The sequence below is a fragment of the Bartonella jaculi genome (genome assembly GCF_039543045.1).
Lineage (GTDB): Bacteria > Pseudomonadota > Alphaproteobacteria > Rhizobiales > Rhizobiaceae > Bartonella > Bartonella jaculi.
Genome location: NZ_BAABIZ010000003.1, coordinates 60934 through 86430, shown reverse-complemented (window position 1 = coordinate 86430; position 25497 = coordinate 60934). Strand labels below are relative to the sequence as shown.

Genomic DNA, 25497 nt, shown 5'->3' with positions numbered 1-25497 from the left:
AATATAAACTGTAATTGAAAGTGGATATAAGGTTTTGGTTTTAGGGTTTTCCGCATTTAGTGTGTTTTTTGCTGGTGCGTTGTCTTTTTTATCACCCTGTGTTTTGCCGTTGGTTCCTCCCTATTTATGCTATATGGCAGGTGTTGGTATTGATGATTTTCGTTCAGAAAAATGGGATGGAAAAGCGCCTCTGCGCTTAGCGCTCTTATGTTCTGTCCTTTCTTTTGTATTTGGTTTTACAACTGTTTTTGTTGCTTTAGGTGCCAGTGCCAGCACACTTGGCAAGTTTATCGGTTATTATCGTGATTGGTTTGCGATTGTTGCTGGAATTATCATTATCGTTTTTGGTTTAAACTTTTTAGGCGTTTTAAAAATTGGTTTTTTATTTCGTGAAGTGCGGTTTCAGACACGAAAAATCCCTAGTGGACCTTTAGGGGCTTATGTCATTGGTTTAGCTTTTGCATTCGGTTGGACGCCATGTATCGGCCCAATTTTAGGCCCCATTATAACACTTGCCGGAACAAAAGAAACGGTCGGTGAAGGAGCTCTTCTTTTAGCGATCTACGCGTTAGGTCTTGGGGTGCCCTTTGTGTTAGCAGCTTTATTCTCAAGCAGTTTTATGAGATTTTTAGGAGCTTTTCGTGTTCACTTGGGAAAAATTGAAAAGATTATTGGTATTTTCCTCATTATTACAGGTATTTTGTTTTTAACGGGCTCTATGCAGGATCTTTCATTTTGGCTTTTAGAAAATTTTCCTTTATTGAGTGATGTTGAAGCTCTACGTTGGTATGATGTTACAAATTTTTTTGGTTTTTCTCGTTAATTTTGTGTGCTTTTATGGTTAGAAATTGTCTTTCTATTGTTCTCGCAGCAGGTGAAGGGACACGTATGAAATCGTCTCTTCCCAAGGTACTTCATAAAATAGCTGGATTACCGCTTATATGTCATGTGGTAAAACAAATGCAATTGCTAGACTCTTCACAATTAGCGGTGGTTGTGGGGTCAGGTGCTAAAGAAGTTGCTAAAGTTGTTGAATCATTTGTAAAAAATGTGATGATTTTTGAACAAAAAGAGCGTTTAGGAACCGCACATGCTGTTTTATCTGCGCGCTTAGCTTTGCAAGAAAATTTTGATGATGTTCTCATCGTTTTTGGTGATACGCCTTTGATTGAGCGAGATTTATTGGTGCGTGTTCGTGCTCAGCTTGCTGAGGGGGCAGATGTTGTTGTGACTGGTTTTTATGCCTCTGATCCAACAGGTTATGGACGTCTTGTCAAAAAGAATGGTAAACTTATTGCGATTGTAGAAGAAAAAGATGCAAGTCATGAAGAGAGAAAGCTCTCTTTTTGTAATGGCGGAATAATGGCCATGAATGGGAAGCATGCACTTTCTCTTTTAGAAAAGGTCAGTAATGACAATTTGAAGAAAGAATATTATCTCACAGATATTGTTTCACTTGCATCGCGTGAAGGATTAGATATTCGAGTTGTTGAAGTGCCTTTTGATACTGTGAGAGGCGTTAATAATCGTTTTGAGCTTTATGAAACTGATGCTTTGTGGCAAAAACACAAAGCACGTGATTTCATGTTGTCTGGTGTTACAATACTGAAACCGGAAAGTGTTTATTTTTCTTATGATACAGAAATTGAACCCGATGTCGTAATTGAGCCAAATGTTTATTTTGGACCGAGGGTAAAAGTACAATCTGGTGCAGTTATTCATGCATTTAGTTATTTGGAAGGTGCTATTATTGGTACGGATGCGCAGATTGGGCCTTATGCACGTTTGCGTCCTGGAACAGAGTTGGCGCGATCAGTGAAGGTTGGAAACTTTTGTGAAATTAAACAAGCAAAAGTAGGAGAATCCTCCAAGATTAATCATTTAAGTTATATTGGTGATGCAGAAATTGGTGCACATGCCAATATTGGAGCTGGTACGATTACTTGCAATTATGATGGGTTTCACAAATATAAAACAGTGATTGATGATTATGCCTTTATTGGTTCTAATTCAGCACTTATTGCTCCATTGATTATTGGAAAAAGTTCTTATGTGGCTTCAGGAAGTGTTATCACTGAAAATGTGCCTATGAATAGTATAGCTTTTGGGCGAGCACGACAGGTGATAAAAGAGGACCTTGCAGAAAAATTGCGTGCGCGTTTGTCGATAAATAAACAAAAGAAGTGACCTTTTCACTTTAACTTTTGGCTTTATGAGGATCTGGTAATTGTGCAGAGACTTGTTCTTAGCTATTGCCATACCATATTCGGTGTATATGATTTTTTAAAGTCTCTTTAATAAGATCGTTGGATTATTTTGTCGGATCATTATAAATCTTGGGTGTGAATTGGAGCTTTTTAATGTGCGGAATTATCGGAATTCTTGGAAATAGACCTGTTGCATCCTCTTTGATTGATGGTTTGAAACGCCTTGAGTATAGGGGATATGATTCATCTGGTTTAGCAACGGTGCATAAGGGACGCCTTCACCGTATTCGAGCTGAGGGTAAGCTCATTCATCTAGAAGAAAAGTTAAAGATAACACCTTTGAAAGGTAATCTAGGGATTGGTCATACGCGCTGGGCTACACATGGAGTTGCTGTAGAGCGGAATGCTCATCCTCATTTAACTGAACGGATTGCTGTTGTTCATAATGGCATTATCGAAAATTTTGTAGAATTACGAAAAGAACTCATTGAGGATGGTTATGTTTTTGAAACAGAGACTGATACGGAGGTTGTTGCACATTTAATTACGCGTGCATTAAAAAGCGGTCTTTCTCCGCAAGATGCGACTCGCACGATTTGGAAAAGATTGCAGGGAGCTTTTGCTCTTGCTCTTATTTTTGAAGGTGAAGATAACCTTATGATTGCTGTTCGTTCTGGTCCACCTTTGGTGATTGGTTATGGAAAGGATGAATTTTTTGTAGGATCAGATGCGATTGCTTTAGCTTCATTTACAGATCGTATTGGTTATATGGAAGATGGTGATTTGGCAGTTCTCACGCGTGAGGGAGTAAAAATTTATAATGTAGATAATCAGTTAGTAGTACGTCCCATTACAACATTATTTGATGGAAACTTGTTAGTTTCTAAAGGAAATCATCGCCATTTTATGCACAAGGAAATGTTTGAACAACCTGATGTTATCTCTCATAATTTGGCACGTTATCTTGATCTTGGAAATTATAAAATTCGCTCTTTTGAAGATTTTATTGATTGGAAAAATATTAACCGATTACTCTTTGCAAGCTGTGGAACGGCTTATTATTCAACTTTAGTTGCACGCTATTGGTTTGAGAGTTTGGCTGGTTTAAGTGTTGATAATGATGTAGCTTCTGAATTCCGTTATCGTGAGCCACCTATAACACCTGATGTATTGCCGATATTCGTTTCTCAATCTGGCGAAACGGCTGATACATTGGCATCTTTACGTTATTGTCGGGAACGTGGTGTGAAAACGGCGACAATTGTGAATGTCGAGCAATCAACAATGGCGCGGGACGCTGATTTTGTTTTACCAACACTCGCTGGTCCAGAAATCGGTGTTGCCTCAACAAAAGCTTTTACATGTCAATTAGCAACTCTTGCTTCAATGGCGCTTAGTGCTGCTAAACAACGCGGATGTTTGTCAGAAAAGAGAGAACAGCAGTTGGTTCGACAATTGGCAGAGGTGCCGCGGATTTTAAATGAGGTTTTAAAGCTAGAAGGTAAAATTGAGACTATTTGTCGTGATTTGATGAATGTAAAAGGGGTTCTCTATCTTGGACGTGGCACTTCTTACCCAATTGCTTTGGAAGGAGCACTGAAATTGAAAGAGCTTTCTTATATCCATGCTGAAGGTTATGCAGCAGGTGAGTTAAAACATGGACCAATTGCGCTGGTTGATGAGACACTACCAATTATTGTTGTTGCTCCTTATGATAGGTGGTTTGAAAAAACTTCTTCTAATATGCAAGAAGTAGCGGCGCGCAATGGCCGGATTATTTTGATAACGGATAGAAGAGGAGCAGAAGCAACTTGTCTTAATACGTTTTCAACTATTATTTTGCCAGATGTTCCAGAATTCATTGCACCTCTTATTTATGCTTTACCCATTCAATTAATCGCGTACCATACAGCTGTTTTATTGGGAACAGATGTTGATCAGCCACGTAATTTGGCAAAATCGGTGACGGTTGAGTAAAAAATAATTTTTTATCTTTTGAGTTTATAAAAGATGATTTAAAAGTGCGGATTGTAAAAAAGCATTTGCAATCAATTGTATAAAGATTTTTTTTAACAATTAGCCTGCGCGTAAGAGCCGCGTAGCATCGTCACGCTCGAAAAGATGAAGGAGCAAGCGTAGAGCTCGTCCTCGTTCTGAGGAAAGATTGGCATCATGTTGCAAAAATAAACGGGCATCTTTTCTTGCTATTAACAAAAGATCGCTATGTGCTGCAAGATTTGCTATATGGAATTCAGGCATACCTGATTGTCGTGTTCCTAAAAGTTCCCCTTCTCCTCGTAAACGCCAGTCTTCTTCAGCAATTTTAAAGCCATCTTCTGTATTGCGTATAATATTAAGACGTTCTGCGGCCATTTTTGTAAGTGGATCTTTGTATAGTAAAATACAGGAAGATTTTTTCTCTCCCCGTCCAACGCGTCCACGCAATTGGTGTAACTGTGAAAGACCAAAATATTCTGCATGTTCTATAACAATGATTGAAGCATCAGGAATATCCACTCCCACTTCAACAACCGTGGTTGCAACTAAAATGCGTATATCTCCACATTTAAAAGCTGCCATTGCTGCCCCTTTTTCCTCCGTAGACATTTTTCCATGCACCATACCAACACAAGAGCCAAACCGTTGATGGAGAATAGCAAAGCGGCTCTCAATTGAAGTGAGTTCAAGAGTTATTGATTCTTCGACAAGAGGACAAATCCAATAAAGTTTTTCTCCTTTTTCTAATGCAGATGCAATTCGTTCTATTAGTTCATTGATCCGTTTTAAAGGAATTGTTGCTGTAGTAATTGGTTGTCGTCCAATTGGTTTTTCTGTAATTCTGGATACATCCATATCACCAAAAGCTGTTAATACTAGCGTGCGTGGAATCGGGGTAGCGGTCATTACGAGCATGTCAGGTTTATGGCCTTTTGCTGTAAGGGCAAGACGTTGGCGTACCCCAAAACGATGCTGCTCATCAATAATGGCTAATGCAAGGTTATTGTATGTAACGCTTTGTTGTATGAGAGCGTGTGTACCGATGATGATAGAGGTTTTTCCTGATGAAATATCATTCAAGATATTTGTGCGCAATTTTCCTTTTTCTCGCCCAGTTAAAAGAGCTGCTTGTAATCCGATTTTTTCAGCAAGAGGAGCAATTGTCGCAAAATGTTGTCGAGCCAGAACTTCTGTTGGCGCCATTAAAGCTGACTGTCCAGAATTTTCAGCAATCTGCGCACTTGCCATCAGTGCAACAACGGTTTTGCCTGCTCCCACATCGCCTTGGAGAAGCCTTAACATGGGTTCAGGTGATGCTAAATCTTTTTCAATATCTTTTATTGCTTCACTTTGTCCATTTGTCAGCTGGAAGGGCAGGGCTTTCATTAGTTTTTTAGTATAGGTGCCATTTGAGGGGCGAGAGGTTCCGGCAAGAGATTTGGTTTTTAAACGCACGAGACCAAGAGCCAATTGACAGGCGAGTAATTCATCATAAGCAAGACGTCTGCGTGCTGTACTTTGTAAGGATAAATCATCAGGATCTACGGGGGAATGGATGCGGCGTAAAGCAACAGAGAAAGAAGAAAAGCTTTGCTGCTTTTTGACGCTTTCCTCTATCCATTCTGGCAATAAAGGAATATATTCAAGAGAATTTTGTATTGCACGTCTCAACGTCTTTGCTGATAATCCAGCAGTAGAGGGGTAGATAGGTTCGATTAATGGAATCTGATTGCGTTGTTCGCTTGGCGCAATATGGTCTGGATGAATCATCGAAAGTTGACCATTAAATCGTTCCGCTTTACCTGATACAATGACTTTTTTTCCTTCTGGGAGTTGTTTTTTTAACCAAGAAGGTTGGGCATGAAAAAAGACTAAATTTATTATTCCTGTTTGATCATGAGCGATAACGCGATAAGGGAGGCGGCTACGGCCAGTCGGGGGTGGTTGGTGTTGATCGATGATAATTTCAAGAGTAAGGGTAACTCCTTCCTGTGCAAAAGCAATATTAGGTCGCATTCTGCGATCTATAACGGAGAGAGGCATTAGTCGGAGAAGGTCAATAAGGGTGGGGTCACGTTGTATAGAATGAACGTTTAAGACTTTGGATAGTAAAATACATACTTTGGGGCTGATTCCCGAAATGGTACGAATAGAGCTAAAAAGAGGATTAATAAGGCTGGGACGCATAAGAAAGATTTTTAGCTCGCTCTCTTTGTTTTTTCTAGTGCTTTAAAGGAGTTTTTGGGGATAAATCATAAACGCAAAAAAATCATATCAATATGATACGCTGTCTTTTCTTTTTGTGTGTTTGTTTTCTTATTCTATAGGCATTTTTCTGATGGCATTTAAAAGATGAAGTATAAATAAAATTAGAATATTTTCTGGATATGCAAGAGTTTTAAAGTTATAAATTTTTAGCATGATGGACTACAATGCTATCTATTTCGAGACAGATAATAGGTGTGATTTGATATTTATTTTGTGATGGGAAATTGTGAGAGTGTCAAAAGATAAAAGCAAAACACGAGACGGTAAAAATCCCTTTCCTCGCTTTATTCATTTAAGAGTACATTCAGCTTATTCATTGCTTGAGGGAGCTTTAAAAATTCAACAAATTATTCAACATGCCATTTCTGATGGTATGCCTGCGGTAGCTATTACAGACACGAATAATTTGTTTGGTGCTTTAGAATTTTCTCAATATTGTTTTTCTCATGGTATTCAACCTATTATTGGTTGCCAGCTTGCAATTGATTTTGATGATGACAATCATCACCCGCGTTTAGCCAAAGGGCATCATCCTTCTGATTTTTGCTCTATTGTATTGTTGGCTGCTAGTGAAAGAGGTTATGCGCATTTAGTGCGATTGGTTAGTCGCGCTTATCTTGATAAGCGTGATACTGATCCTCCTCATATTAAAGCGAGTTGGTTATTGTCGCACAGTGAAGGATTGATCGCTTTGACCGGTGGAAGAGGTGGTCCTCTTAATTTGGCTTTGGCAGAAGATAAAAAAGCACGCGCTGTTGAACGTTTAAGTTATTTGAAAACAGTTTTTGGTGATCGTCTTTATATTGAATTACAACGACATGGTTCTTACGATCGGAAAGTGGAAGCTGCACTTGTTGAATTGGCTTATACACATGATATCCCTCTTGTTGCGACAAATGAAGCTTTTTTTCTGGGTAGGCAAGGATATGAAGCTCATGATGCGCTGATGGCGGTTGCAGAAGGACAAATCGTATCTAATCCAGAGCGTAAACGTGTGACGCCAGATCATTATTTGAAATCACAAGATGAAATGGTTGCTTTATTTTCTGATCTTCCAGAAGCTTTAGAAAATAGCGTTGAAATAGCACTACGCTGTCATGTGGCTACACCAATTCGAAAACCGATTTTGCCTCGTTTTATAGAGCAATCTGTGGATTCAACTTCTACTCTAGAAGAAGACAATGAATTGTTAAATCAGGCTAAATCTGGTTTGAAAATGCGTCTTGAAACAATCGGTTTAGCGACAGGCTATTCTATAGCAGATTATGAGCAGCGTCTTGATTATGAAATTTCAGTCATTACCCGTATGCATTTTTCTGGCTATTTTCTTATCGTTTCAGATTTTATAAAATGGGCAAAAATGCACGGTATTCCTGTTGGACCGGGACGTGGTTCTGGTGCTGGTTCACTTGTTGCTTATGCGTTGACTATTACCGACGTTGATCCATTGCGTTTTTCTCTTCTCTTTGAACGTTTTCTCAATCCAGATCGTGTTTCTATGCCAGATTTTGATATTGATTTTTGTCAAGAGCGGCGCGAGGAGGTCATTCGTTATGTTCAGAAAAAATATGGACGTGATCAAGTGGCTCAGATTATTACGTTTGGTAAATTGCAAGCGCGTGCAGTGTTGCGTGATGTTGGGCGTGTTTTAGAAGTGCCTTATCGTCAAGTTGATTATCTTACAAAATTAATTCCTGCTACGCCTGGTAGTCAGGTTGAATTGGCAGATGCTATCAGGGATGAACCAAAATTTAAGGAAGAAAAGAAAAAGGATCCCGTTGTTGGACGCATGTTGGATATCGCACTTCAACTTGAGGGGCTTTACCGCCATGCATCGACCCACGCCGCAGGGATTGTTATTGGTGATCGGCCGTTATCAGAACTTGTTCCAATGTATCGTGATCCGCGTTCTGATATGCCAGTAACGCAATTTAACATGAAATGTGTTGAACAAGCTGGGTTGGTAAAATTTGATTTTCTTGGATTAAAAACGCTTACTATTTTGAAAATGGCTGCGGATTTTGTTGTACGGAAGGGGATAAAAATAGATTTATCACATATTCCTCTTGATGATGAAATGACTTATGCCATGATGGCGCGTGGTGAAACGGTCGGTGTATTTCAAGTTGAAAGCTCTGGTATGCGTAAAGCACTGATCGGGATGAAGCCAGATCGCATTGAAGATATTATTGCACTTGTTGCGCTTTATCGTCCTGGTCCAATGGAGAATATCCCAACGTATAATGCACGCAAACATGGGGAAGAAGAAATCTCTTCTATTCATCCTAAAATAGATCATCTGGTTAAAGAAACACAAGGTGTTATCGTTTATCAAGAACAGGTAATGCAAATTGCGCAAGAACTTGCTGGTTATTCGCTTGGGGAAGCGGATTTATTGCGTAGGGCTATGGGCAAAAAGATTCATAAAGAAATGCAACAACAGCGTACGCGTTTTGTAAGTGGGGCTGTTGCGGGTGGTATTGATAAAGATCAAGCTGATATTATTTTTGATCTTTTAGCAAAATTTGCAGATTACGGTTTTAATAAATCGCACGCTGCTGCTTATGCAATTGTTTCTTATCAAACAGCTTATATGAAAGCACATCATCCCGTTGAGTTTTTAGCCGCTTCCATGACATATGATATGACGAATACGGATAAATTAAATGATTTTCGGCGTGAAGCTTTAAGGCTCGGTATTAAGGTTATTGCACCTTCTGTACAAACATCACACCGCGTTTTTGAGGTTGGTGAAAATTGCATTTATTATTCTCTTTCTGCCATAAAAGGTGTGGGGGAAGCAGTCGTTGACCATATCGTATCTTGTCGCGGCAATAAATTTTTTAAGGATCTGGAAGATTTTTGTGAACGTGTTGATCCTCGTATTGTTAATAAGCGTGCGATGGAAAGTTTAATTTGTGCTGGTGCTTTTGATTGTTTTAATATTGCACGGGAGGTTTTATTGGCAAGTCTTGGAACTCTTCAAGCGCGTGCACTTCGTATTCTTGATAACAATTCTAGCGGACAGACTGATATATTTGGGATGACAGGTGGACTAAAAGAGCCTTTGATTTTATCGCAAACCTCTCCTTGGTTACCGGCTGAAAAACTCTATCGGGAATTTCAAGTAATAGGTTTTTATTTTTCTGCTCACCCGTTAGATGAGTATCAAACTGTTCTTGCTAAAAAACGCATTCAGACTTGGGCTAATTTCTCCAATGCAGTTAAGGGAGGAGCGACTGCTGCTAGGCTTGCTGGAACCGTTGTCGCAAAACAAGTGCGCAAAACAAAATCTGGTAAGAAAATGGGAATTATTCAGTTTTCTGATACGAGCGGACAGTATGAAGCAGTTCTATTTTCCGAGGGACTTTTGAGTTATGAGGAGATGTTAGAGCCAGGAAAATCTTTTATTATTACGGTGAGTGCAGAAAATCGTTCTGAAGGAGTTAGTTTGCGACTTGAGACGCTCCAATCTTTAGAAAAGGAAGCCTTACAAAATCATAAAATGATGCGTCTCTTTATAAAAACTGTTGATACGCTTCCACAAATTGAACAGAATTTAAACCCTAATGGTAACGGAGAGGTAGGGCTGATTCTGATCCAAGAGGAGGGATTGCGGGAAGTGGAAATTACGCTTCCAAAGCGATATAAAATAAATTCACGTGTGGTGAGTGCTATGAAATCGATACAGGGTATTGTCGATGTGGAATTGATTTAAACCAACAATTGTGAGATTTCTGCTTGTTTTGAGCTACATCGTTTTTTATTGGCAACTTAAAAGTTTGGGTGTTAAATAAGGTTTTAGACTTAAAAATTGCTTTTGTTTTAGATGCGTTACGATAGTTTCCTGATGTAGAGATTCAAGAAATTTCAGCTCACTTTATCTATGAGAATCAAAATAATCTGAAGTTTTTAAATTTTATAAGTTTTTACCGTACATTTTTTATTTCGTTTTTTGTTACGTTCACAGCGTCATACGTATAAAGCCAGTTAAGGCTAGACATAATACTTTCTGGAGTACGAATTTTCATGATAAGATTCCGTGCAATTGCAATGGGACCAGTTGCATGATAGGCAACTCTGTTGAGGTTTCCACGTTTTTTCACCGCTGCAATGCGGGGTTTTCGTATTGTTTCGTAAAGCGAAAGAGCTTTTGTCAATGAAAGATCTTTAGCAGAAAGCGTTTCAGCTAATGTGGCAGCATCTTCTATTGCCATGGCAGCACCTTGTGCTGCAAAAGGTAAGGCTGCGTGAGCACAATCACCCACAAGCACTTGCCGCTCTAAGCCTAAAAAACGATCGTGTTTCATTTCAAAAAGCGGCCAATAGGTCCATTCATCAATATGGTCAAAGATCTGCAAGATTTGCAGATTCCAATCTCTAAAAAGAGATTTAAGCTTTTCTTTGTTGCCTTTTTGAGCCCATCCTTTTTCTGAATTTTTTCCGTGCGTAATAGCTACAAAATTCAAAACGTTTTCTGATGAGTGAATGGGATAGACAACAAGATGATTTTTAGGCCCCATCCAAGCAGTAATTGTTTTTATATTTTGTAATAAAAAACAAAAACTTTTAGGAAGATTTTTGAGTTCTGTTGTTGCGCGCCAAGCAATAAATCCGCTAAAATCTGCTTCTTCATGAAAAGGAGCTAATTTCCGTAATGTCGACCAAACTCCATCGCATCCGATAAGGAGAGATGTTGAATAAAGCTGGTGTTGTTGTGTTTCAGTTGCTACATCAGTCTTTATTGTTTTTATGTTAATGCTGCTGGTTTTTGTTTGGGTAAACGAAACAACATCCTCACCTGTTTTGTATTTGATAAGAGGATTTTCAGTAACAGCATTTTGTAAAACTTTTTGTAAGTTAGCTCGGTGAATTGTAATATAAGGGGCCTTCCAATTTTTTTCTGATAAATTAATCAGATCAACGTGCAGACGCGTTTTTAAAGATATCCCATCTCTTAACTGAAGAAAATGTGGTGTTATACTTACTTCGATGAGTTTGCTGAGAATTCCCCAGCGATCAAGAATACATGTCGCATTTGGAGTGAGTTGAATACCAGCGCCCACACTCTCAAGCTGTGGACATTTTTCGACAATGGTGCTTGCTATTCCTTTATGGGCGAGTGCTAAAGCAGAGCTTAATCCCGCAATCCCTGCTCCGACGATGATTGGTGATTGGTTCATTGGTTATTTCATATGGAAAAAGCAGAGAATGCATTATAGTGGATTGCTTGGGTGATAGAGACAGCCTGGTGGGTTTGTTTGATTGTATTGCAGTGAAGGATTATAGCGATAAAGCGTTGAACAATAAGGACAAATTTTTTCATCCATTGATCCCATATCGATAAAAATATGGGGGTGATCAAAGGGTTGTGTGGCACCTACACACATGAATTCTTTTGCACCAATTTCGATTGTTTTATATCCTAGGTCATTTTGAAAATGGGGAATGTTGTGATCAGCCATGGTGTAAAAACTCCGGATAAATTGCCTGATAAGGCATGATTTTGACCTATATTCATCAGTTTGTAATAAAGATTATTATAATGCAAGATGATTTTAAAGATAATTTACGAGTGGGAATATTTCCAAGTGTTTTAAGATATTAAAATGTAAATTTTGTGAGAAATACTTTTCATGGATAGGTTGTGATGACGGTAACCTATCGTAAAGCGTTATGTGGGATATTTAACCATAAGGATTTTGGAGAATATAAAGGAAGATTAGCTAGAATATATGGAACAAAAGGTGACAGATCAGATTTTTATGTCGGATATAACAATGAAAAATCCGGCGCGATTTATTAACCGAGAATTTTCATGGCTACAATTTAATAATCGCGTGTTGATGCAAGCCGCTAATCCGAAGTATCCTTTATTAGAACGGGTGCGATTTCTTTCAATTTCAGCAACAAATCTTGATGAGTTTTTTATGGTTCGTGTTGCTGGTCTTGTTGCTCAAATTCGTGCTAAAGTTACAGCGTGCAGTGCAGATGGGCACACACCGCAAGAGCAACTTGATGTTGTTTTAGCTGATGCTTCGCATTTGCAGGCTAATCAGTTGCGAGAATTGAGTGTGTTACGTCATGAATTAAAACAGAATAATATTGAAATTATTTGTCCTACTGGGCTTTCAGAACTTGAAAAGTCATGGCTTGAAAAATATTTTCTTGATACGATTTTTCCTGTTTTAAAACCTTTTCCGGTTGATCCTGCTGGTCCTTTTCCATTTATTCCTAATTTAGGGCTTTCATTTGCTCTGCAATTGTCTCAATGTGCTGGTCAACACGCACTCATAGTGTTGTTGCCTCTTCCAACTGTTTTGAGACGTTTTATCTCCCTTCCTCGAGAGGGCAAGAGTTTTCGTTTTATTGCGTCTGAAGATGTTATGAGCCTTTTTATGAGCCATGTGTTTCCTGAATATCAAGTCGATGGAATTGGTACATTTAGGGTGATTCGTGATAGTGATATTGAAGTAGAAGAAGAGGCTGAAGATCTTGTTCATTTTTTTGAAACTGCGCTTAAAAGGCGTCGTCGCGGACAGGTTATTCGAATTGAATTTGATGAAAAAATGCCAGAGAACCTACGTCAGTTTATAACGAATAGTCTTGCAGTTCCTGATGATTGTATAAATGTTCTCGATGGGTTCTTAGCGCTTAATATGGTATCAGAGATTGTTTCTATTTCACGCGATGACCTAAAATTTGCACCTTATACTCCTCGTTTCCCTGAATGTATTCGTGAGCATAATGGTGATTGTTTTGCGGCTATTCGTGAAAATGATATCGTGGTTCATCATCCTTATGAATCATTTGATGTTGTTGTACAATTTTTACGTCAGGCAGCTCATGACCCTGATGTTATTGAAATCAAACAAACACTTTATCGCACGTCGAATGATAGCCCAATTGTTAGCGCTTTGATTGATGCTGCCAAACAGGGAAAATCGGTGACCGCTTTGGTAGAACTTAAAGCGCGTTTTGATGAGGAAGCGAATATTCGTTGGGCACGTGATCTTGAACGTGCGGGTGTTCAAGTTGTTTTTGGTTTTATTGAATTAAAAACACACGCTAAGATGTCACTCGTTGTGAGGCGTGAAGGAAAACGTCATCGTTCTTATGTTCATCTTGGAACTGGCAATTATCATCCAATTAATGCTAAAATTTACACTGATCTTTCGTTCTTTACTACTGACGATGATATTGGCCATGATGTTGCATTACTGTTCAATTATATCGCTCAATATGTGCGTCCAAATGAAGCAATGAAGATTGCTTTTTCGCCTTTAACATTACGCAGTCGTATTTTGAAGCATATTGAGGAAGAAATTACCAATGCGCAACAAGGGCGATCTGCTGCTATTTGGATGAAAGTCAATGCATTAGTTGATCCTGAAATTATTGATGCTTTGTATCGTGCCAGTCAAGCAGGAGTGCAGATTGATCTGGTCGTGCGTGGCATATGTTGTTTACGCCCTGGTATTTTAGGAATTTCGGATAATATTCGTGTAAAATCAATCGTAGGGCGTTTTCTTGAACATAGCCGGATTTTTTGTTTTGGTAATGGTAGAGATTTACCTAGTGAAGATGCGCTTGTTTATTTGGGATCCGCTGATATGATGCCTCGTAACCTTGACCATCGTGTTGAAATATTGGTTCCAGTTTTTAATAAAATTGTTCGTCAGCAGATTCTTTTACAAATTATGTTGGCTAATATTATTGATAATCAACAAAGCTTTGATATACTAAATAACGGAACATCGAGACATATAACACCGCAAAAAGGTGAGAGTCCATTTAATGCGCAGGAGTATTTTATGAGCAATGCAGGTCTTTTGGGCTGTAAAAAATCTTTTGGGTCTTCCGCTTCACATTTGATTGCGTTGCATCGGCAGCGGGCTGAAATGCGTAAAGACTGAAATCTTATGACATATATCAATGCTCAGGGTCGGCTAAAAGGGCGTAAACCTATCGCCGTTATTGATATTGGCTCAAATTCTGTTCGACTTGTTGTTTATGAAGGTCTTGTTCGTTCACCAACAGTTTTATTTAATGAAAAGATTCTCTGTGGTCTTGGTCAAGGTGTTGCAAAAAATGGATTTTTAGAAGAAAAATCGATAGAAATGGCATTGCGAACACTGAAACGGTTTCGTGCGCTTTGTCAACAGATTGGTGCAGATGAGGTCTACACTTTAGCAACAGCAGCAGCGCGTGAAGCAAAAAATGGGTTAGCATTTATTCAAAATGCTGAAAATATCTTACAAAATAAAATATACCTCCTTTCAGGGAGTGAAGAGGCTGTTTATTCAGCCTATGGGGTTATTTCTACTTTTTATCAGCCAAAGGGTCTTTCTGGTGATCTTGGGGGCGGAAGTCTTGAACTTATTGATATTGATAATTCTGATGTAGGTAAAGGAATAACTCTGCCGTTAGGTGGTTTACGGTTACAGCATATGTCAAATAATGATATTGCTGAGGCTGCAAAAATTGCACGTGAGCAGTTTTGTAAATCTGCTGACGTTTATAAAGGTATGGCACGCTATTTTTACGCAGTAGGAGGGACGTGGCGTAATTTGGCAAAACTTCATATGGCAACCAAACATTATCGGCTTCCTGTTATGCATGGCTATGAAATTGATGCAGTTGAGATGGAGGATTTCTTGCGTCTTGTAGCAAGTGGCAGTATTGATAATATGAAAGGAATTTCAGCTGTTTCACAGAATCGTCGTCAACTTTTGTCTTATGGGGCGATCGTTCTTATTGAACTTATTCAGTGTATGGGGGTTGAAAAGATAATCTTTTCTGGTGCTGGAGTCCGTGAGGGATTTCTTTATTCACGATTGCCGCAGGAGATTCGTAGTTCAGATCCTCTCATTGCGGCATGTACGGAAATAGCTATTCTACGGGCGCGTTCACCAAAGCAGGCAGAAGAACTCATTGATTTCACGTCTAATGCCTTTGAAGTTTTTGGAATTTCAGAAACGGAAAATGAATGCCGTTACCGTAAAGCTGCCTGTCTTCTGGCAGATATTGGTTGGCGTATACATCCAGATTATCGAGGTAATGAAGCCGCTAATCAGATAGCACTCGGATCTTATTCGGGAATTTCTCATGAGGGGCGCCTTTATGCTGCACTCGCTGTTTTTTTTCGCAATACGGGTTCGCTTATTGAAGAAGAATCTCCCTCCATTTTTCAATTAGCAACCAAAAATATCATTGAAAAAGCACGCATTCTCGGTGAAACTATGCGTATTGCTAATCTTTTTAGCGCTTCGACCGCAGGAATTCTACCTCACTTATCGTGGCATAAAAAAACAGATCATATTGTATTACACATCCCAAGACGTTATGCTGATTTATTAGGGGAACGCCCCCTCGGGCGTTTGAAGAAATTGTCAAAAATAATAAAGCTACCTCTTGCTTTTGAGACTTTCTGATTTTTTTCCTATTAAGTTGTAGGAGTTCATTCCTAGCTTATGGTATGCTTCTTTGCCTATTTTGTTGCTATGCAAATTCATTTTTTTATGGAGTTGCGATTTTGATCAGGTATGCATCTTTCATGATATGACAATGTGAGGTTTACACCTTCCTCGCTTGCATGCAAAGCAAGCTGCTATTTTTGAAAGCTATTGTTATGAAAACCATATTTGGGAATTGAAAGCTTTCTGTTTTTCTAGATTTTTTTCTATACTCGGATTGGTATCTGATTGGCTTTAACTAAAATTCAGTAACTGTTCTCCAACAAATATTGATCAAATATTAAGTTTTAAAATTTCAGCAGGTTTTCTTTACCATATTTATATTGGCTATGGAGCGCATTTTCTCAAAGTTATTAATATAAAAATATTAATATAAAAACGAGTAGTTTAACAATTTTTCTGCGAAGAGAGTGCTCAAAATTTTCTAAAACTCTTCTACATTCTTTTAAATAAAATCGCTTTAGTTTGCAGATGAAGTTACAAAATTTTGCTTGTTTTGAATTTTGCGCAATTTTATACTAAACAAAGATAGGGAATATTCTTTATAATATTTTGTTGTCTTAATCTCAGAATACAAATAGTTTAAATTTTTTTATAAATTAAAGCTTTTTGGTATTTATTCTTCCCTTGCTAAAATAAAATCCTATTTCACCCTTTAGCATTTCTTCGGCTTTTTGACCAAATATTTCATAGCGCCAACCATTCATAGCAGGGATATTTTTCTTCATACACCCATTGGCGATTTTTTCTAAATCATTGGAAGACGCAATAATTTTCGGTGCAATGCCGTTTTCGTTTGCAACGAGTTTTAAGAGTACTTTAAGAAGATCGATTACAGCAGTTGTTGTATCATTGTGTGGATTATGTTTAGGAAGGGCAGGTAAAGTAGAAAGATCTACCTCGAAGCCTTCATGGATAGCTGCGATTAAAGTCTGCGTGATTGAGAGTTTATCCCAGTTTTTGTTAAGACTGCGCAAACGTTTCAATGCAGATTCATCTTTTGGTTGTTGGATTGCGATTTCGATTAGGGATTCATCTTTCATAATATGACGACGCGGAACATTATATCTTCGTGCTTCACGTTCACGCCAAGCTGCTATTTTTTGTAATACGGCAAGCTCACGTTTCTTTTTAACTTTTCCTTTCACCTTTTTCCATGCCTCATTTTCGGGCATATCGTAGGTTTTGGGTGTTAACAGGATAGCTATTTCGTCGTCCATCCAGTGTGTGCGTTTGTTTTTTTCTAGCTGTTTTTTCAATAGGAGATAAACGTCCCTTAGATAGGTTACATCGGCAAGAGCATAGAGTAGTTGTTTTTCGGAAAGAGGACGGTAGCTCCAGTCTGTAAAACGAGATGATTTATCAATGTGATGACCTGTGCAGCGTTCTACAATTTGATCATAGGAAATAGAATCACCAAATCCGCAGATTGATCCTGCTATTTGGGTGTCGAAGAGGGGATAAGGAATGATACCTCCAAGATGATAAATCGTTTCGATATCTTGGCGTGCGGCGTGAAAAACTTTAACAATATTTCTATCTGCCATGAGGTCAAAAAATGGTTGTAGATCAATATTGGGTGCCATTGGATCAATGAGCACTGTAAGATCTGGTGATGCAATCTGGATCAAACATAGCTGAGGCCAAAAAGTTGTTTCACGGATAAATTCAGTGTCTACTGTTACAAAATCAGATGCGCGTAAAGCGGCAAGTGTAATTTCAAGATCTTTTGTTTGTGTAATAAGATTCATCGTTTTATTATAACCAGATAAATTAAATTTGTCTTTTATTGACTTTTTTTTCGAGTCTTTAATCCTCATATCTTGACAAATGGTTGCTAAAAAGGGTTTGTAGCGCATGTTAAATGTTATAATCAAAGGCAAAAACTATGCACCGTTATCGCAGTCATCATTGCGCGGCTCTTCGTAAATGTGATGTAGGAACACAAGTTCGTCTTTCGGGATGGGTTCATCGTGTTCGTGATCATGGCGGAATCCTTTTTGTAGATTTACGTGATCATTTTGGAATCACACAAATTGTTGCTGATCCTGATTCGCCAGCTTTTGAAATGATCGAAAATGTACGGTCTGAATGGGTCATTCGTGTGGATGGAGAAGTATGTGCACGTTCTGATGAGGTGATTAATACAAACCTTCCAACGGGCGAAATTGAAATTTTTGCAAAAGAGGTAGAAATTCTTTCGAAGTCTGATGAACTTCCTCTCCCTGTTTTTGGTGAACCTGATTATCCAGAAGATATTCGATTGAAGTATCGTTTTCTTGATTTACGTCGCGAAACTATGCACAAAAATATCATGCGGCGCACCGAAATTATTGCTGCTATCAGGAGGTACATGCAGGATAATGGTTTCACAGAATTTACAACGCCACTTTTAACTGCATCATCCCCTGAAGGTGCACGTGATTTTTTGGTTCCAAGTCGTATTCATCAGGGAAAATTTTACGCATTGCCGCAAGCACCTCAACAGTACAAACAGTTGTTGATGATGTCAGGTTTTGATCGTTATTTTCAAATTGCTCCCTGTTTTAGAGATGAAGATCCGCGGGCAGATCGTCTTCCAGGTGAATTTTATCAATTAGATGTTGAAATGAGTTTCGTTGAGCAGGAAGATGTTTTGGCAACGATGGAACCCATTATGCGTTCTCTGTTTGAAGAATTTGCCAATGGAAAGCCTGTGACACAAAGCTTCCCTCGTATTTCATACGATGAAGCAGTGCGAAAATATGGCTCTGATAAACCTGATTTACGCAATCCAATCATTATGGAAGATGTTTCTCAACATTTTTGTGATTCTGGTTTTAAAGTTTTTTCTCAGATTTTAGCGAATGATAAAAATGCACAGGTGTGGGCTATTCCGGCTAAAACGGGTGGAAGCCGTGCTTTTTGTGATCGTATGAATGTATGGGCACAAGGTGAGGGACAACCAGGGCTTGGTTATATTTTCTGGCGTGAAGAGAAAGGAAAGCTTGAAGGAGCAGGACCTATCGCTAAAAACATTGGTGAACAGAGGACTGAAGCGATCCGTACTCAGCTTGGACTTGAAAGTGGTGATGCCTGTTTTTTTGTTGCAGGAGACCCAAAAAAGTTTTCATCTTTTGCCGGAGCTGCGCGTACAAGTGTAGGGGAAGCATTAGACCTTGTCGATCGGGATTGCTTTTCTTTAGCATGGATTGTTGATTTTCCATTTTTTGAATGGAATGAAGATGAAAAAAAGCTGGATTTCGCACATAATCCTTTTTCAATGCCTCAGGGTGGAAAAAGTGCCTTCGATTGCCAAGAGCCTCTTACTCTTAAAGCTTTTCAGTATGATCTTGTTTGCAATGGTTATGAAATTGCATCAGGTGGAATCCGTAATCACTCTCCAGAAATGATGCTTAAGGTCTTTGAGCTTGCTGGTCTTTCTAAAGAAGTGGTCGAAGATCGTTTCGGTGGCCTTTATCGTGCGTTTCATTATGGGGCTCCACCGCATGGCGGTATGGCGGCTGGTGTTGACCGTATTATTATGCTTTTGCAAGGCGTAAAAAATTTACGTGAGGTTGCTTTATTTCCTATGAATCAGCAAGCGCTTGATCTTTTGATGAGTGCTCCATCTGATGTTTCTGCTGCGCAATTGCGTGATTTAGGGATCCGAGTTTCTCCTGCCACCAAAAACAATTCGTAAATTTGCCTAAAGATAGTTAATAAATATTGATTGTGGATGGGGGGGCATTTTTTCTGCGTGTATTAAAATTTCATGCTTTTAAATGACATGATGTCTATATTATGTATAATAAACTCAGATATATGTTTTTTAAATCCCTTTAACACTGTAAAAGAAGTTATGGATATATTTTGTTATTAATATATATCTGATTTTATAATATTAATTATAGTTTGTAATTTAATAGAGTGTAAACTATTATTTTACTTATATTTTTTTAGATGAATCGCATAATACTTTTAATTATATTATATATTTATCAATTTTAAATTAGAAAAATATTATTTATGTCCTAAAATTACTAATTGATAGCTTTAAGGATAGAGATGTCTTTTATATTATTTTCTTAAAAATGGTGTTTTATTGTTCTTTAAAAAAGTCTTTTCTTTTAACGCATAGATTCCTATATTTTGCTAAGATAGAGTGTAAAGCACGCACATAAACTTTTCAAATTGCTATAATTTTTCATTCATGTTTAAATCGTAATGTTTGTTTTTATATGGTCTATTTTTAATAAAAATATTCGACTTATAAAATATTGCATTTAATAAATCTTATAGAATAATTGCTCGTTATTTGGGGAATGTTTATCCTAATATTATGTCTGATAAAATGATTTTACCTTTTGATAAAGAACACATTGAGTCAATAGAATTACGTTCTGCTTTGCAAGAGCGCTATTTGGCGTATGCTCTTTCTACTATTACGCACCGTGCATTACCTGATGTGCGTGATGGGTTGAAACCAGTGCATCGGCGTATTGTTCATGCGATGCGTTTGCTTAAACTTAATCCCGAACAATCCTATGCTAAGTGCGCACGGATTGTGGGTGATGTAATGGGAAAGTTTCATCCTCATGGTGATGCCTCTATTTATGATGCATTAGTGCGCTTGGCTCAAAATTTTGCGGTTCGTTATCCATTGGTTGATGGACAAGGTAATTTTGGTAATATTGATGGTGATAATGCTGCTGCTATGCGTTATACGGAAGCACGCATGACTGAAGTGGCGGCGTTGCTGCTTGAGGGGATTAATGAAAACGCCATTGATTTTCGTTTAACCTATAATGAAGAAGATGAAGAGCCTGTTGTTTTACCGGGAGCTTTTCCTAATCTTTTAGCGAATGGTTCATCCGGTATTGCTGTTGGTATGGCAACGTCTATTCCACCGCATAATGCTGCTGAATTATGTGATGCTGCGTTGCATTTGATTGCTCATCCTGATGCGAATGATGAGGAATTAAATCAGTTCGTGCTTGGGCCTGATTTCCCCACAGGTGGTATTTTGGTTGAGCCTAAAAAGAGTATTGAGGAATCTTATCGTACAGGGCGTGGATTCTTTCGGTTGCGTTCGCGTTGGCATCAAGAAACTGGTAGCCGTGGTTCTTATGTAATTATCGTTACTGAAATTCCCTATCAAGTTCAAAAGTCACGTCTTATTGAGAAAACAGCAGAATTACTGCTTGCACGGCGATTACCAATGCTTGAGGATATTCGCGATGAATCAGCAGAAGATATCCGCATTGTGCTGGTTCCTAAAAATCGTACCGTTGATCCTGAACTCCTTATGGAGTCCCTTTTTAAATTAACGGATTTTGAAGTAAGATTTCCTCTAAATTTGAACGTTTTGTCTTTGGGAAAAGTGCCAAATGTTCTTTCTTTGCGCCAAAGCTTGCAACAGTGGCTTGAACATCGTCAAGAAGTGCTTGTTCGTCGCTCTCATTACCGTCTTGATGAAATTGATCGTCGGTTAGAAATTCTCCATGGATATCTTATCGCATATTTGAATCTTGATGAGGTCATTCGGATTATTCGTGAAGAGGATGAACCGAAAAAGGAATTAATTGACCGTTTTAAATTAACAGAAAATCAAGCTGAAGCTATTCTTAATATGCGGTTGCGTTCTCTTCGTAAGCTTGAAGAATTTGAAATTCGCAAAGAATTTGAAGCTCTGAAGTTGGAAAAGGAAAAACTGCAAAATTTATTAGATTCTAGCACAAAGCAATGGAAAATGATTTCCGAAGAAATAATAAAAGTTCGTAAAATTTTTAGTCCTGAAACCCTCTTAGGGAAAAGGCGTACAACATTTGAAGAAGCGCCAAGACATGATATTGACGATATTTATCAGGCAATGATTGAAAAAGAACCGGTCACTATTGTTATTTCTGAAAAGGGATGGATGCGCGCTTTGAAGGGACATTTGAGTGATTACAAAGCACTTTCTTTCAAAGAAGGCGATTGCTTAAAGCTAGCATTTCCAGCCTTCACTACAGATAAGATTACAGTGATAAGTACGGGTGGAAAGTTTTTTTCTATTAGTGCAAATAGTTTGCCTGGAGGACGGGGGCATGGTGAACCAATTCGTATTTTGGTCGATATGGATGATGAGCATGATATTCTTACAGCTTTCGTGCATAATGCGCAGGAAAAACTGCTTTTAGTTTCATCCTATGGAAATGGTTTTATTGTTCCTGCGGCGCAAGTGATTGCCAATACACGAAAAGGGAAGCAGGTTATGAATGTAAAGTTTCCTGATAAAGTAAAGCTTTGCGTTCCGGTAAACGGTGATCATGTTGCAGTGGTTGGTGAAAATCGCAAAATGCTTGTTTTTGCTATTGAACAAATACCAGAAATGAGTCGCGGTAAAGGTGTTCGTTTACAACGTTACAAAGAGGGTGGTGTTGTTGATGCCAAAACCTTTAATTTATCAGAGGGATTAACCTGGCAAGATACAGCTGAACGGTGTTTTAATCGTCAAGCTAGTGATCTCATTGAGTGGATGGGAACACGTGCTGGAGGTGGACGTGTTGTTCCGAAAGGATTTCCGAAATCAGGAAAATTTACCAATTAAAATTAAATTATGTAATATATTTAACTCTTAAGTTCTATGCTTCACGAGATTTGAGATCAAAGGTGGAGGAGTGAGAATGTTCCATTTGTTAAAGAATAGGCATGTTATCCAACAAAAAATATGACATCAAGCGTTAGCAATTGGCAAAATATTTGATCTTCATTGAAGATGAGTTTTTGGGATGTGTGTGAGGACTAAAAACTTTCTCTGTTATTTTGTAGAAGGTGGTGATGTCGTGAGAACTTCTCCTTATCCAAAGGTAAATGACACTTAATTCCTAAAGCTTATATCCTAGTATCAAAAAAGGATTTCTCCTCCGTTTTCGCAAGCACTTACCAAGGACTATGGATTATGATGGAGACATTGGTGAAGATTGATACTCATTTATCTGGGTTCATCCTTTGACCAAGCTTAGAGATAAAACCAGCATAAAAAGGAAGTTTTGGGGAGAAACAAAGAAAATTTACCACCAAGAGGCATGCTGTGGTGGATTCCTTAGGGGCGGATCTTTACGTTTTGTTTTCGCTTTAGGGAGCTTGGGGTGAGATAACTCAAGTATTTCAGTGTGTTAAAGGCGATTAGAATACACAAGTTTTTCTGATAATAATTATTTTTAGATGTACGAAGAAAAGGTGAGTGGACGCAAAATTATATTTCGGTTCTCCTTTTTCACTTAGACAAGAAAACATCGTAGAATGATACTGAATACCTTTACAAAGAATGCTATCTTATCGAAGGGTTCTTTAATAACAAACCATTTCAGATATGGCTTCTAGCGGTTGAATACAAAGCTTCTACTTTTATGGGATTGCTGGTCTATGCTTTAGTGGCCTTCTAGATTAGGAAGCGTGCTATACAAAGCTTAAATTTATAAAGGCGTAAAAAAGAACGCTATATGATTTGGTTTTGCTATAGCCCCTATTGAGGATATTTCAACCTTTTTAATAACGGCGTTTATTCAGGATTATTGTATTGCTTAAAAAGATGTCCACGTTCAGCCCATAAGACGAGGAGTATGGCAATGAGACTAAGAAAGAAAAATCCTGCTGAATTAGGGATGGTCGTTTCATTAAACTGTTGAGCAATAAAAAAACTAAGACCTGTACCAATAGATGTTTGTAGAAAACCAGATATAGATGACGCCGTTCCAGCTATTTCTCCTACCGGTTCAAGAGCGAGTGTATTGAAGTTTGCCATAATACCACCGCAGGCAAACATCAGTATACAGAATAACAGCATGTAAAAAGGAAAAGGAAGAATACCATCTGTTAAGATGGAGCCAACAAACCATACACATGAAGTGATACAAAAGAGTAAAAGCATCGCGTGAGCAATACGCCGCATTCCAAGGTGTCCAACAAGTTGAGAGTTAAAGAATGATGATAGAGCTTGAAATGCAGCACCGACTGCAAAGGCAATAGGGAACCAAAGTCCTAGATTATAGATGCCTTCATATGTTTGTTGCGATGTATTAACGGCGGTAAAGATACAGCCTAAAATAATGGAAGTTGCTAGTGTATAGCAAAGTGTTGTACGATTGGTTATCACAATCCATAAATTATGTTTGACCGAAGAAAAGGAAAGAGAGCGTTGTGCATAAAGAGTTTCAGGTAAGCGCAGTTGAATCCAAATCATCAGTCCTAAACCAATAATTGCCATGAATATAAAAATAAATTGCCAGTTTCCAAACAGTAAAATGATCTGTCCTGTTGCTGGTCCAATCATTGGTGCAATAAGGAAAACCATCATCACGATAGACATCACTTCTGCCATTTTCCGACCACTATAGAGATCACGTACAACGGAAACTGTGAGCACGCGCATAGCAGCTCCTCCCATACCTTGCAAGATACGCAAAATAAGCAAAAGAGAAAAATTAGATACAAATGCACAGCCAATCGCTGTAAATGAATAAAAAGCAAGACCAATAAGAATAAGTTTACGTCGCCCATAACGATCGCTTATAGGACCAAAAAATATCTGTGTGACGCCATAGCTGATAAGATAACTAGAAATGATATAATGTTGATCATTTTCATTGGTAACATTTAAACTGTTTAAAATGTTAGGCATGGCTGGCAGCATAATATCAACAGCTATAGAATTAACAGCCATGAGTGAGGCAATGAGGATAACAAATTCTTTATAGCCAATTTTTTTTCTAATCGCATCACTATGCTTTTGTTCGTCGACTGAATATGACATATGCATCCTTTAAATAAAAGTTTCGACTGAACACGGTTCTATAAGAAGCGAATAAAATGAGAGATATCTACGATTTATTGCAAGGAACGTCTTTTTCCTTTAGCAGCTCTTGCAATTCATTATTTTGAAACATTTCTTTAACAATATCACAGCCGCCTACAAATTCACCTTTGATATAGAGCTGCGGAATTGTTGGCCAATTTGAATAGTCTTTGATCCCTTGGCGCAATTCGTTAGAAGTTAAGATATTAATTCCTTTATAATTTAACCCTAAATAGTCAAGAATTTGAACGACCTGCCCAGAAAAGCCACATTGTGGAGCGTCAGGCGTTCCTTTCATGAATAAAACGACATCATTTGTTTTAATTTCGTTGTCAATAAAATCATGAACAGTAGTCATTGATAATCCTTCATAGTGCAAATTTTTGGAAGTGTGCATTTGTGCTCGTATTATTTTCTAATCGTATTGAGTGAATGAATGCAAGAAGAAATTTTAAAATTATTTGGGAGTACTTGTTTGTAATGCTAAAGCATGCAGATCGTTTCCCATATTGCCTTTGAGAGCATCATAAACCATTTTGTGCTGCTGAACACGGCTTTTACCGCGAAAGCTTTCAGAAATAACTTCTGCAGCGTAGTGTTCTCCATCGCCAGCGAGATCACGGATTATCACAGTTGCATCGGGAATACCTTCGCGAATAAGTGTTTCAATTGCACGGGCACTCATTGCCATGATTATTCTCCTCTGTTTGTTAATTTTTTATAAGAGTAG

General features: G+C 38.2%; 15 protein-coding genes. 8 read left to right on the top strand and 7 right to left on the bottom strand.

All coding sequences use genetic code 11. The features are described from left to right. Positions 1-34: 34 nt before the first annotated feature. The 3 genes from ABD915_RS02340 to glmS all read left to right on the top strand — a co-directional run bounded on the left by ABD915_RS02340 (position 35) and on the right by glmS (position 4184). Positions 35-823: a cytochrome c biogenesis CcdA family protein gene (locus ABD915_RS02340; protein ID WP_345114626.1), complete on the top strand. Its 789-nt coding sequence runs from the start codon at positions 35-37 to the stop codon at positions 821-823. 14 nt (positions 824-837) lie between these two features. Continuing rightward, positions 838-2187, top strand: coding sequence for a bifunctional UDP-N-acetylglucosamine diphosphorylase/glucosamine-1-phosphate N-acetyltransferase GlmU (gene glmU, locus ABD915_RS02335; RefSeq protein WP_345114623.1), 1350 nt, complete (start codon positions 838-840; stop codon positions 2185-2187). 173 nt (positions 2188-2360) lie between these two features. Beyond that, the gene (gene glmS, locus ABD915_RS02330) at positions 2361-4184 is read left to right on the top strand and encodes a glutamine--fructose-6-phosphate transaminase (isomerizing) (RefSeq protein WP_345114620.1); all 1824 of its coding nucleotides are present in this window, start codon (positions 2361-2363) and stop codon (positions 4182-4184) included. A 99-nt stretch (positions 4185-4283) separates the two neighbouring features. Here the strand turns inward: glmS and recG are convergent, their stop codons facing one another. Next, entirely contained in the window at positions 4284-6392 is a 2109-nt protein-coding gene (gene recG, locus ABD915_RS02325) for an ATP-dependent DNA helicase RecG (RefSeq protein WP_345114617.1), read from the bottom strand. Positions 6393-6705: 313 nt separating this feature from the next. On the opposite strand from recG, the gene dnaE reads away from it, so the two are divergent. After that, positions 6706-10191, top strand: a complete 3486-nt coding sequence (gene dnaE, locus ABD915_RS02320; protein WP_345114614.1) for a DNA polymerase III subunit alpha — start codon at positions 6706-6708, stop codon at positions 10189-10191. A 211-nt stretch (positions 10192-10402) separates the two neighbouring features. Here dnaE and ABD915_RS02315 read toward each other — a convergent pair whose 3' ends face one another. Next, entirely contained in the window at positions 10403-11656 is a 1254-nt protein-coding gene (locus ABD915_RS02315; protein WP_345114611.1) for an FAD-binding protein, read from the bottom strand. Positions 11657-11689: 33 nt separating this feature from the next. After that, positions 11690-11938: a zinc-finger domain-containing protein gene (locus ABD915_RS02310; RefSeq protein ID WP_345114608.1), complete on the bottom strand. Its 249-nt coding sequence runs from the start codon at positions 11936-11938 to the stop codon at positions 11690-11692. A gap of 270 nt (positions 11939-12208) precedes the next feature. On the opposite strand from ABD915_RS02310, the gene ABD915_RS02305 reads away from it, so the two are divergent. Both ABD915_RS02305 and ppx read left to right on the top strand, forming a co-directional pair. Further along, positions 12209-14389, top strand: a complete 2181-nt coding sequence (locus tag ABD915_RS02305) for an RNA degradosome polyphosphate kinase (RefSeq protein ID WP_345114605.1) — start codon at positions 12209-12211, stop codon at positions 14387-14389. Positions 14390-14395: 6 nt separating this feature from the next. After that, positions 14396-15907 (top strand): exopolyphosphatase, encoded by a 1512-nt coding sequence (gene ppx / locus ABD915_RS02300; protein WP_345114602.1) that lies wholly within the window; start codon positions 14396-14398, stop codon positions 15905-15907. A gap of 641 nt (positions 15908-16548) precedes the next feature. Here the strand turns inward: ppx and rnd are convergent. After that, complete coding sequence (rnd, locus tag ABD915_RS02295) at positions 16549-17700, bottom strand: ribonuclease D (protein ID WP_345114599.1); 1152 nt, start codon at positions 17698-17700, stop codon at positions 16549-16551. 137 nt (positions 17701-17837) lie between these two features. On the opposite strand from rnd, the gene aspS reads away from it, so the two are divergent. Together aspS and parC are read left to right on the top strand one after the other, a co-directional pair. Beyond that, a complete protein-coding gene (aspS, locus tag ABD915_RS02290) occupies positions 17838-19631 on the top strand; it encodes an aspartate--tRNA ligase (RefSeq protein ID WP_345114596.1) in 1794 nt (597 codons plus the stop codon). Positions 19632-20270: 639 nt separating this feature from the next. After that, entirely contained in the window at positions 20271-22520 is a 2250-nt protein-coding gene (gene parC, locus ABD915_RS02285) for a DNA topoisomerase IV subunit A (protein ID WP_345114593.1), read from the top strand. A 954-nt stretch (positions 22521-23474) separates the two neighbouring features. Here the strand turns inward: parC and ABD915_RS02280 are convergent. From ABD915_RS02280 to ABD915_RS02270, 3 genes are all read right to left on the bottom strand, one after another. Beyond that, positions 23475-24725: a multidrug effflux MFS transporter gene (locus ABD915_RS02280; RefSeq protein ID WP_345114590.1), complete on the bottom strand. Its 1251-nt coding sequence runs from the start codon at positions 24723-24725 to the stop codon at positions 23475-23477. 67 nt (positions 24726-24792) lie between these two features. Next, a complete protein-coding gene (grxD, locus tag ABD915_RS02275) occupies positions 24793-25125 on the bottom strand; it encodes a Grx4 family monothiol glutaredoxin (protein ID WP_345114587.1) in 333 nt (110 codons plus the stop codon). A gap of 99 nt (positions 25126-25224) precedes the next feature. Continuing rightward, the gene (locus ABD915_RS02270; RefSeq protein WP_345114584.1) at positions 25225-25458 is read right to left on the bottom strand and encodes a BolA/IbaG family iron-sulfur metabolism protein; all 234 of its coding nucleotides are present in this window, start codon (positions 25456-25458) and stop codon (positions 25225-25227) included. Positions 25459-25497: the final 39 nt, after the last annotated feature.

Coding starts and splice junctions, on each gene's coding strand:
- ABD915_RS02310 (WP_345114608.1), bottom strand. CDS start 11,938: ATGGCTGATCACAACATTCCCCATTTTCAAAATGACCTAGGATATAAA.
- grxD (WP_345114587.1), bottom strand. CDS start 25,125: ATGACTACTGTTCATGATTTTATTGACAACGAAATTAAAACAAATGAT.
- aspS (WP_345114596.1), top strand. CDS start 17,838: ATGCACCGTTATCGCAGTCATCATTGCGCGGCTCTTCGTAAATGTGAT.
- ppx (WP_345114602.1), top strand. CDS start 14,396: ATGACATATATCAATGCTCAGGGTCGGCTAAAAGGGCGTAAACCTATC.
- rnd (WP_345114599.1), bottom strand. CDS start 17,700: ATGAATCTTATTACACAAACAAAAGATCTTGAAATTACACTTGCCGCT.
- glmU (WP_345114623.1), top strand. CDS start 838: ATGGTTAGAAATTGTCTTTCTATTGTTCTCGCAGCAGGTGAAGGGACA.
- glmS (WP_345114620.1), top strand. CDS start 2,361: ATGTGCGGAATTATCGGAATTCTTGGAAATAGACCTGTTGCATCCTCT.
- ABD915_RS02270 (WP_345114584.1), bottom strand. CDS start 25,458: ATGGCAATGAGTGCCCGTGCAATTGAAACACTTATTCGCGAAGGTATT.
- recG (WP_345114617.1), bottom strand. CDS start 6,392: ATGCGTCCCAGCCTTATTAATCCTCTTTTTAGCTCTATTCGTACCATT.
- parC (WP_345114593.1), top strand. CDS start 20,271: ATGTCTGATAAAATGATTTTACCTTTTGATAAAGAACACATTGAGTCA.
- ABD915_RS02315 (WP_345114611.1), bottom strand. CDS start 11,656: ATGAACCAATCACCAATCATCGTCGGAGCAGGGATTGCGGGATTAAGC.
- ABD915_RS02305 (WP_345114605.1), top strand. CDS start 12,209: ATGGAACAAAAGGTGACAGATCAGATTTTTATGTCGGATATAACAATG.
- ABD915_RS02280 (WP_345114590.1), bottom strand. CDS start 24,725: ATGTCATATTCAGTCGACGAACAAAAGCATAGTGATGCGATTAGAAAA.